The sequence below is a fragment of the Acetobacterium sp. genome, from assembly GCF_041752335.1.
Classification (GTDB): domain Bacteria; phylum Bacillota; class Clostridia; order Eubacteriales; family Eubacteriaceae; genus Acetobacterium.
In genome coordinates this window covers 1-8,071 of the sequence record NZ_JBGSHG010000040.1, presented here as the reverse complement: position 1 = coordinate 8,071, position 8,071 = coordinate 1, and the positions used below count along the sequence as shown (strand labels likewise).

Annotated in this window: 9 protein-coding genes; 1 reads left to right on the top strand and 8 read right to left on the bottom strand. The window is 44.9% G+C overall.

Annotated features, from left to right (window positions below; translation table 11 throughout):
• Positions 1–251 precede the first annotated feature (251 nt).
• From ACEW8F_RS05590 to ACEW8F_RS05555, 8 genes are all read right to left on the bottom strand, one after another.
• Entirely contained in the window at positions 252–2,324 is a 2,073-nt protein-coding gene (locus tag ACEW8F_RS05590; RefSeq protein WP_373482488.1) for a 2-oxo acid dehydrogenase subunit E2, read from the bottom strand.
• A 12-nt stretch (positions 2,325–2,336) separates the two neighbouring features.
• Positions 2,337–3,323 (bottom strand): alpha-ketoacid dehydrogenase subunit beta, encoded by a 987-nt coding sequence (locus tag ACEW8F_RS05585; protein WP_373482489.1) that lies wholly within the window; start codon positions 3,321–3,323, stop codon positions 2,337–2,339.
• A 26-nt stretch (positions 3,324–3,349) separates the two neighbouring features.
• Entirely contained in the window at positions 3,350–4,312 is a 963-nt protein-coding gene (locus ACEW8F_RS05580; RefSeq protein ID WP_373482487.1) for a thiamine pyrophosphate-dependent dehydrogenase E1 component subunit alpha, read from the bottom strand.
• Between the two features lie 188 nt (positions 4,313–4,500).
• Positions 4,501–5,205 (bottom strand): 2-C-methyl-D-erythritol 4-phosphate cytidylyltransferase, encoded by a 705-nt coding sequence (ispD, locus tag ACEW8F_RS05575; RefSeq protein WP_373482486.1) that lies wholly within the window; start codon positions 5,203–5,205, stop codon positions 4,501–4,503.
• A gap of 84 nt (positions 5,206–5,289) precedes the next feature.
• On the bottom strand, positions 5,290–5,760 hold the full coding sequence (gene tsaE, locus ACEW8F_RS05570; RefSeq protein WP_373482485.1) for a tRNA (adenosine(37)-N6)-threonylcarbamoyltransferase complex ATPase subunit type 1 TsaE: 471 nt from the start codon (positions 5,758–5,760) through the stop codon (positions 5,290–5,292).
• 1 nt (position 5,761) lies between these two features.
• Complete coding sequence (locus tag ACEW8F_RS05565) at positions 5,762–6,079, bottom strand: PspC domain-containing protein (protein ID WP_373482484.1); 318 nt, start codon at positions 6,077–6,079, stop codon at positions 5,762–5,764.
• A gap of 16 nt (positions 6,080–6,095) precedes the next feature.
• On the bottom strand, positions 6,096–7,313 hold the full coding sequence (locus ACEW8F_RS05560) for a pyridoxal phosphate-dependent aminotransferase (RefSeq protein WP_373482483.1): 1,218 nt from the start codon (positions 7,311–7,313) through the stop codon (positions 6,096–6,098).
• Between the two features lie 41 nt (positions 7,314–7,354).
• Complete coding sequence (locus ACEW8F_RS05555) at positions 7,355–7,645, bottom strand: YerC/YecD family TrpR-related protein (RefSeq protein ID WP_373482482.1); 291 nt, start codon at positions 7,643–7,645, stop codon at positions 7,355–7,357.
• Between the two features lie 143 nt (positions 7,646–7,788).
• Here ACEW8F_RS05555 and ACEW8F_RS05550 point away from each other — a divergent pair.
• Positions 7,789–8,071: class I tRNA ligase family protein (locus ACEW8F_RS05550; RefSeq protein WP_373482481.1), on the top strand; the 283-nt coding region annotated here is incomplete at its 3' end.

Genomic DNA, 8,071 nt, shown 5'->3' with positions numbered 1-8,071 from the left:
TTCCTGGGATTAACAATACATCATCAAAGGTAATGCCTTCCTTTAATATCTTCTCCAACCTTGTACTCCTTTCGAATTCAACTCTCGCTTAGATACAAAAAAAGCAGACAATTGGCCATTGCTTTTCATCTGCTTCATGTAAGTTCTGTAATCTTATATTATGCTGTTTAGTCTAACACAATTTGCTTAAAGGTGACAATGATTATTTTTTTGGTAACGTTATCTTTTCTTGATTTCGGCAAATTTTAAGGCTAAAACAATAAAAGCGATGGATTCTCCATGTCGGCCTTAATATCCTGCAGGAATTTTGCTCCGTCTACCCCATTGGCAACCCGTTGATCGAGATTCAGGCAGATTTTCATCACTGATCGAACCACCGGTTCACCCTGATGAATGCGGACCCGCTGAACCACTTCGCCGACACTGAGGATGGCACTGTTGGTCTGGTTAATGATGGCGGTAAATTCCCGGATTCCGTACATCCCCAGGTTGGTAATGGTAAAGGTGCTGCCCTCTAACTGATCTTGGGACAGATGTTTGTTTTTAACCGCCTTTAAAAGATCACCCCGGCATTTGACGATTTCCACAAAGTTCATCAGCTGGGCGTTTGGGATCACCGGAACAATAAAGCCATGTTCGGATTCAACCGTTAAACCCATATTTACGTGGGCATGGGCAACCACCACATCATCTTCCCGTCGGGCGTTAATCAGCGGATGCTTTACCAGTGCCCGGGAGGTTGCCAGAAGCAGAAAATCCGTATAGGTACAGCGGTATCTGGCCTGTTCTTCAATTTTTTTGGTAATCTTCTTGCGGAGATCCTTAATTTCAGTCATGTCAATTTCTGTGGTTAAGCTGATAACGGGTGTTTCCACATTGCTTTTAACCAGGTATTTTCTGATTGCTTTGGGTCGAACCGTCCGAATCCGATTTTTTTCTTGATGGTTATCTGCATTATTCTCAGCAAGTTCCGATTCCTGAAGGGGTTCTGCGACGGTTTCGACAATTATCTCTGCTAGCGCTTCTTGGACTTCTTGGACTTCATTGATTTCACTGATTTCTTCTGTTACGGCAGCCGTTGCTTCAGGCCCCATGTTTTCAGCTGCGCTCATCATCGGTTCAACCTTTTCGGTCTCAGTGACTTCTGGCTTAAAGACTTCTGGCTCAGAAACTTCTGGTTCTGATCTTTCCGGGATAATATTTTCCGGCTGACGCTCTTCGAGTGCCGGTATCTGAGTTATCTCGGATTGAGTCCCAATGCTTTTTTCTTCGCTAACTGCTGCTTCGATGGCAGTTGCGACACTGGTTGCTGCCGCCTTAATTTCATTTTTATTTTTATCCTGAATCTGATTTTTTCTTGGCAGGCCTCGCGATTTTTTGTTTTTTAAACCCAGGTTTTCCGGTTCGCTTTCATGGAGCAAATGCATCGGCGTTGGTTTAACAATAATTTCTTCCCGCAGCGGCTCCACTTTTAAATCAATAAACGGAACGAAATCCAGCGCTGAGACTTTTGTCACCACATCGGCATCTTTATCTTCCCGATTTTTATCGTTCTCATCCACAAAGGGAACAAAATCCAGTTCCGGATTTGGCACCTTTTCGATCCTCTGATTCATATCTTTGAGTTTTTTTCGGGACACCGTTTTTTTATCGGGAATTTCTTCCAGTTTCACCGGAGTTGAAAAAAGATTACTGGGATTCCCAGCAATTTTATCCAGACTTGTGCCAATCACCACCGGTTCTTTTGACTTGTAGTCGAAGGTTCCCGGTTGAATAACCACCATTTTTTTTACATCATCGGCTTCAATTCTTCCGTTTGGTCCAGTACCAGTTGCCTTTTTAAGTTCTACTTTAAATTCCCGGGCAATTCGTCTTGCCGCCGGGGTTGCTCTGACCTTTCCAACCCGTGGATCTGGTTCGCTAGGGTTTCCCTGCAGTTCTTCAATCACTTCATCCTCGAAGATCCCCCGAATGGCTTCAGACGGTTGTTCTTTTATCCCTGCTTTGATGGTTTCTGCCAGATTTATTTCCAGCGCCTCAATGGCCGCCGTCAGTTTTTCTTCCAGGTTTTCTTCAAGAGAGTTTTCATCTGCCGGATCTTCGGCTCGTTCAATAATTTCGGCTGGTGTTTCTGTCACGATTGCTTCGGCTGTTTCAGTTTTCATATCTGAGTCCGCTTCTTGAATCACTGCTTGCTGTTTTTCGCCATGAAGAGCTACGTCTTCTTTAATTGTATCCGCCAACTCTACCGCTGCGACGTTTGTCAAGTTTTCTGCTGCCATATCCAATTTCTCTTTCGGTAATATTATTTCATTTTCTATCATTCTGCCAACTCCCTATTCCCGGTTAAGGAGACGATAGACTCCATGGACGAAATCATTCCGTTGGGGCACCACTGCCGCCTCTAATTCCTGATTAAAGGGAATCGGGACATTCAGCCCGCCTAAACGAATGATCGGAGCAGTGAGATAGTCGAAGGCTTCGCTTTCGACCACCCGGGCGACGATTTCGCCGCCGACTCCTCCAGTTTTAACGGCCTCATGGGCAACAATCAGACAGCCGGTTTTAATAACCGATTCAATAATAGGTTTCATATCCATGGGATACAGCGTCAGGGGATTGAGAATTTCCACCCGGATCCCTTCTTCATCTAAAAATTCGGCGGCTTCAATAGCTTTTGCCAGGGTGGTACCGTAAGCGACGATGGTGACGTCCTTGCCGGGACGTTCGACAATGGTTTTTCCGATTTCCAGCGTATAATCCTCGTCAAGTGGAACCAGACCCACGGCATCATAGAGCATCTTATGTTCTATAAAACAGACCGGGTTATTGTCCCGAATGGCCGCTTTTATCAGTCCTTTGGCCTGAGCCGGGGTAGACGGTGTCACCACCTTTAGTCCGGGTACATGGCATAACCAGGCTTCAAGGCTCTGACTATGCTGTGCTGCGGCACCGGTGCCGGAACCAGCCGGCAGGCGCAGAACCATCGGCACCTGGGACTGGCCGCCAAACATGTAGCGCATTTTAGCACCCTGATTAACCAGGGCATCCAACCCGAGGGTGATAAAGTCCATAAACATCATTTCGCAAACCGGACGTAAGCCCGTGGTTGCCGCCCCCACCGCTGTCCCGACGATGGCTCCTTCAGAAATCGGAGTATCCAAAATTCGTTCTTCGCCAAACTCTTCCAGCAAGCCCTTTGACACCCCAAAGGCCCCGCCGTAAAGACCAATATCTTCACCTAAAAAAATAACATCACGATCCAAACGCATTTCTTCGGTGATCCCCAGACGGATGGCATCGCGGTAGGTCATTTTTGTCATATCACTTGTTTTCATCATTCAACCTCTCACGCATATACATCTTCTAAAATTCTATTAAGCTGCGGCTGCGGACTTTTTTTAGCAAATTCCACCGCCTGCTCAATGGAAAGCCTGGCTTCTTCTTCCATTTTCAGGATCTGCTTTTCGGTAAAAACCCGATTTTCGCGGAGATATTCTTTCATTTTCAATACCGGATCTTTTTTTCGCCATACCTGAACTTCGCGTTGATCCCGGTAAACCTGTTTGTCACTTTTGGAATGGCCGCTGTAACGATAGGTTTTGGCTTCAATCAGTACCGGACCCTTCCCCGCTCTGGCATAGCGCAAGGCTTTGGTAGCCGTATTGTAAACATCGAGAAAGTCATTGCCATCAATGGTGAGGCCCGGGATGTTATAGGCTTCGCTGCGGTCTGAGATGTTTTCGATATTCATGTGATTTTCAATCGGATTTGACATCCCATATTGATTATTTTCAATGAAAAAAACCACCGGCAATTTCCAGATCGAGGCCAGATTCAAGGATTCATGAAAACTTCCCTCGTTGGTGGCGCCATCCCCGGCAAAGCACAACACAACCTTTCCGGTTTGATGGTATTTTTGGGTCAGTGCCGCCCCGCAGGACAGGTTAAAGCCCCCGCCGACCACGCCATTAGCCCCCAGGTTTCCATTTTCCACATCAGCGATGTGCATCGAACCGCCTTTGCCCTTGCAGTAGCCGGTATATTTTCCCAGACATTCTGCCATCATCAAATTGACATCCAGTCCAAAGCCAATCGCCTGGGCATGCCCCCGATGACTCAGTGATACCAGATCGCCCTCTTCCAGCGCCAGACAAGCCATGACCCCTGAGGCCTCCTGACCGATAGCCAGATGTACGGTTCCATGGACCTGTCCCTTTGAAACAAGATCATCCAGTTTTTCTTCGAAATATCGGGCCTGGTTCATTTTATAATACATTCTTAATAGAAGTTCTTCTGATAATTCAATCATGGTTTCCTCCACATTTTCACAATTTATTTTTAAAAAGGTGAATAACCCTTACATTTTGTTTCGTGCTTTTTCATTATATCTTTTATTCCCCAATAAATAAAGAATGAAGCGAAAAACTGCATGAAATATCAGCTTTTTTCACTTCATTCTTTATTTCTATTAATAATCTTTTAATTTTTTCGGTCTGATCACTGGTTTTCTGCCATTCGCTTGATGATCGATTCGGCAATCGTCAAATCCTCCGGGGTTGTGATCTTAATATTAGTATAGTCGCCAACCACTATTTTAACCTTAATCTTCAGCCATTCCACCAGAAAGGCATCGTCTGTCCCGACCACTCCAGATTCACGGGCTTTGTTATGCGCTTCTTTGATCAAATCATAATCAAAGGTTTGGGGGGTTTGTATTTCGACCAGATAATTCCGATCCGGAGTGTGTTCAACAAAACCATCTTCATTAATCACCTTGATGGTATTTTTGGCCGCGACGCCCACCACCGTAGCCCGATGTTTGATGGTTTCTTCAATGCATCTGCGAATTACTGACTCTCTGATCAGCGGTCTGGCCCCATCGTGGATCAGGACAATCCGGGTCTTTGAATTCACCGCTTGTAGTCCGGCATAAACCGACTCTTGCCGGGTATTACCGCCGGCCACCAATTTAACCTTGGTATAGGGATAGGCTCCGATAACCTGGTTCTGACAAAGATCCAATTCCTCCGAATTGATGACCAGCACAATTTCATCAATCATCGAACAATTTTCAAACGCATCCAGGGTATGGGCTAAGATCGGTTTCCCATTTAACTGCAGATACTGCTTGCTGACAGATGCATTCATCCGCCGACCTAATCCGGCGGCGGGGATGATCACGCTAGTTAGAGGTTTTTTCATGTTTGCCACCTTATAAATTATTAACACCGCAGTAAGCAAGCGATTTAGGGGACATCCCCGTCTCTGCTAATGAGGCTTCCCGGGTTACCGATCCGATAGCGAATTTAATATCTGCGCCACTTTTGAGTTCTCTGTTTTTAAAATAATTTCCCGCTGATCGGGATCATCCAGTCGGGATTCCAGGCATATTTCCAGCTTAGGTTCAAACGGATCTCCGAGCACCAGATCCGGCCACTCCAGCAGCAGGGTACAACCCTGACTGAGGTAATCTTCAAAGCCCATCTCATAAAGCTCATCCGGATCCTGGAGCCGGTATAAATCAAAATGAAAAATCCGGGGCGGATTGCCGTATTCATTGACAATGGTATAGGTGGGACTGGTGACCTCATCATCTAATCCCATTCCGGTCACAAAGCCTTTTGAAAAGAGGGTTTTTCCAGCCCCCATTTCGCCCTGTAAAAAAATAATCAGGGGGAAGTCGATAGCTTCCCCCAAATATTTTCCAAAATCAAAGGTTTCCTGACTTGATTTTGTAATGATTCTTTTTTCCAGCATCTTAGTCAACCTTTTCTTCGGTTCCTGTCTTTTCGTCACTGAAATCAATGATCTCTTCTTCGTTGTTGTCATCGATAATTTCATAATCCACTTCAACAACATCCTGATCCGCGATCCGCCGATTGCCAGGGAGTACCACCGCCAGGAAAATATAAATTCCAACACTAATCATTAACCCAAACGTTCGCAAGACGATCGGTAATACTAACAATAACCCTCTGAAGACCCAGGGCGAAATGTTGCAGTATTCGCCAAGACCAGCGCAAACACCGGCCACGATTGCTCTTTTTTTGCTTTTCATTAACTGTTTTTTCATCATTCTTCCGTTCTTTAACTTATTCTTGCTGATAATTTGCCATAAACCGTTCCAGCCGATCCATGGTTTCGATCAGATCTTCGGGATGGGGCAAAAACACAATTCTGAAATGATCCTGCTTTGGCCAGTTAAAGCCGGTCCCCTGAACCATCAGGACATGTTCTGCTTTGAGGAAATCCAGAGCAAACTGGACATCGCTGGTGATATTAAACATCTCGGTATCAATTTTGGGAAAGACATAAAACCCTGCTTTGGGTCTTACACAGGACAGACCCGGAATCGCGTTGATCCGCTTACAGACAATCTCCCGCTGTTCGTAGAGCCGACCTCCGGGTTTAAGCAGATCATTCATGCTCTGGTAACCCCCTAATGAGGTCTGGATGGCATGCTGTCCCGGAACATTGGAACACATCCGCATATTGGAAAGCATTTTAATCCCTTCGATATAATCACTGGCCCCTTCCTTGTTGCCTGTCAATATCATCCAACCAACCCGAAAACCGGGAATCCGATGAGATTTTGACAAGCCATTGAGGGTCACCACCAGCACCTCCTCGGTAAGAGTTGCCATCGGGATATGAACCGCATCATCATAAAGGACCCGATCATAAATTTCGTCGGCAAAAATAATCAAGTTGTTAGCAACCGCCAGATCGACAATCCCCTCAAGAATCTCTCTGGGATAAAGGGCCCCGGTAGGGTTATTGGGATTAATGACCACAATCCCCTTGGTATTGGGGGTAATCTTACTGGCGATATCGGCAAGGTTGGGGTTCCACTCATCTTCTTCATCACAGACATAATAGACAGCGGTTCCTCCTGATAGGTTGACCGCAGCCGACCACAATGGATAGTCTGGTGCCGGAACGAGAATTTCATCGCCATCATCCAAGAGGGCTTGCATACAAAAAAGTATCAACTCACTGACCCCATTGCCCAGAAAAACATCGTCCACCTTCAGATCCAGCAGACCCTTGGTCTGATAATGCTGAACCACGGCCTTCCGGGCTGAGAAAATGCCCTGAGAATTGCAGTAGCCTTCGGCCGGCCGCATATTATATTTGATATCCTGGATAATCTCATCCGGGGCATTTAAATTAAAGGGGGCCGTATTCCCGGTGTTGAGCATAATAATGTCAACGCCATCCCGCTCCATGCGATCCGCCTCTTCAACCACCGGTCCTCTAATATCATAACAAACGTTGTCCAATTTTTTTGACTTCTTTACAGCTTTCATCACTACACTCAACTCCTTTTATTTTTAAATTTAAAATAAGATTACTTTAAGGTGTTATTACTTTTCATTTTTTCGATCATATGGCGATAGCCCTGGCCATGTTTCAAACAACGATTCACCCGGCTAATGGTAGCTGAACTAGCCCCGGTAATTTTTTCCACATCAATAAAGGTTTTTCCCTGGAATAACAAAAAGGCAATTTCAAAACGGTGGGCCATATCCTCGATTTCTTTAATGGTACAGATATCTTCCAGCAGCAAATTACATTCTTCTTCGGTTTCAAGAGCCAGTATTGCCTGGGCCAGCACATGTCTTTTCATGCTTTCTTCCATTGATCATCCTCAGCGATTTCTTAAAAATTACAGAAATTTTCTTTCTAAAAAGATTTTATCCCTTACACTTAATCTTATCTTTAGTGTATAATGTAATATCATAACATAGTCGGATAAATAAATAAATTGAAAGGTTAAAATATATGAAATTATATAATACCATTACTCAACAAAAAGAAACCTTTATTCCCATTGAGGCTGGCAAGGTGCGAATGTACTCTTGCGGTCCTACCGTTTACAACTATTTCCATATTGGCAATGCCCGTCCTTTCATTGTTTTTGACGTCCTGCGCCGATTTTTAGAATACTCTGGATACGAAGTCACTTTTATCCAAAATTTCACGGATGTCGATGATAAAATTATTAATCGCAGTCATGAAGAAGGGATCACCCCTCATGAACTTTCCGAAAAATATATCCATGAAT

Excerpts from the sequence above, each read along its gene's own strand:
- ACEW8F_RS05590 (WP_373482488.1), bottom strand. The coding sequence starts at position 2,324 with ATGATAGAAAATGAAATAATATTACCGAAAGAGAAATTGGATATGGCA.
- ACEW8F_RS05585 (WP_373482489.1), bottom strand. The coding sequence starts at position 3,323 with ATGACAAAAATGACCTACCGCGATGCCATCCGTCTGGGGATCACCGAA.
- ACEW8F_RS05580 (WP_373482487.1), bottom strand. The coding sequence starts at position 4,312 with ATGATTGAATTATCAGAAGAACTTCTATTAAGAATGTATTATAAAATG.
- ispD (WP_373482486.1), bottom strand. The coding sequence starts at position 5,205 with ATGAAAAAACCTCTAACTAGCGTGATCATCCCCGCCGCCGGATTAGGT.
- tsaE (WP_373482485.1), bottom strand. The coding sequence starts at position 5,760 with ATGCTGGAAAAAAGAATCATTACAAAATCAAGTCAGGAAACCTTTGAT.
- ACEW8F_RS05565 (WP_373482484.1), bottom strand. The coding sequence starts at position 6,079 with ATGATGAAAAAACAGTTAATGAAAAGCAAAAAAAGAGCAATCGTGGCC.
- ACEW8F_RS05560 (WP_373482483.1), bottom strand. The coding sequence starts at position 7,313 with ATGAAAGCTGTAAAGAAGTCAAAAAAATTGGACAACGTTTGTTATGAT.
- ACEW8F_RS05555 (WP_373482482.1), bottom strand. The coding sequence starts at position 7,645 with ATGGAAGAAAGCATGAAAAGACATGTGCTGGCCCAGGCAATACTGGCT.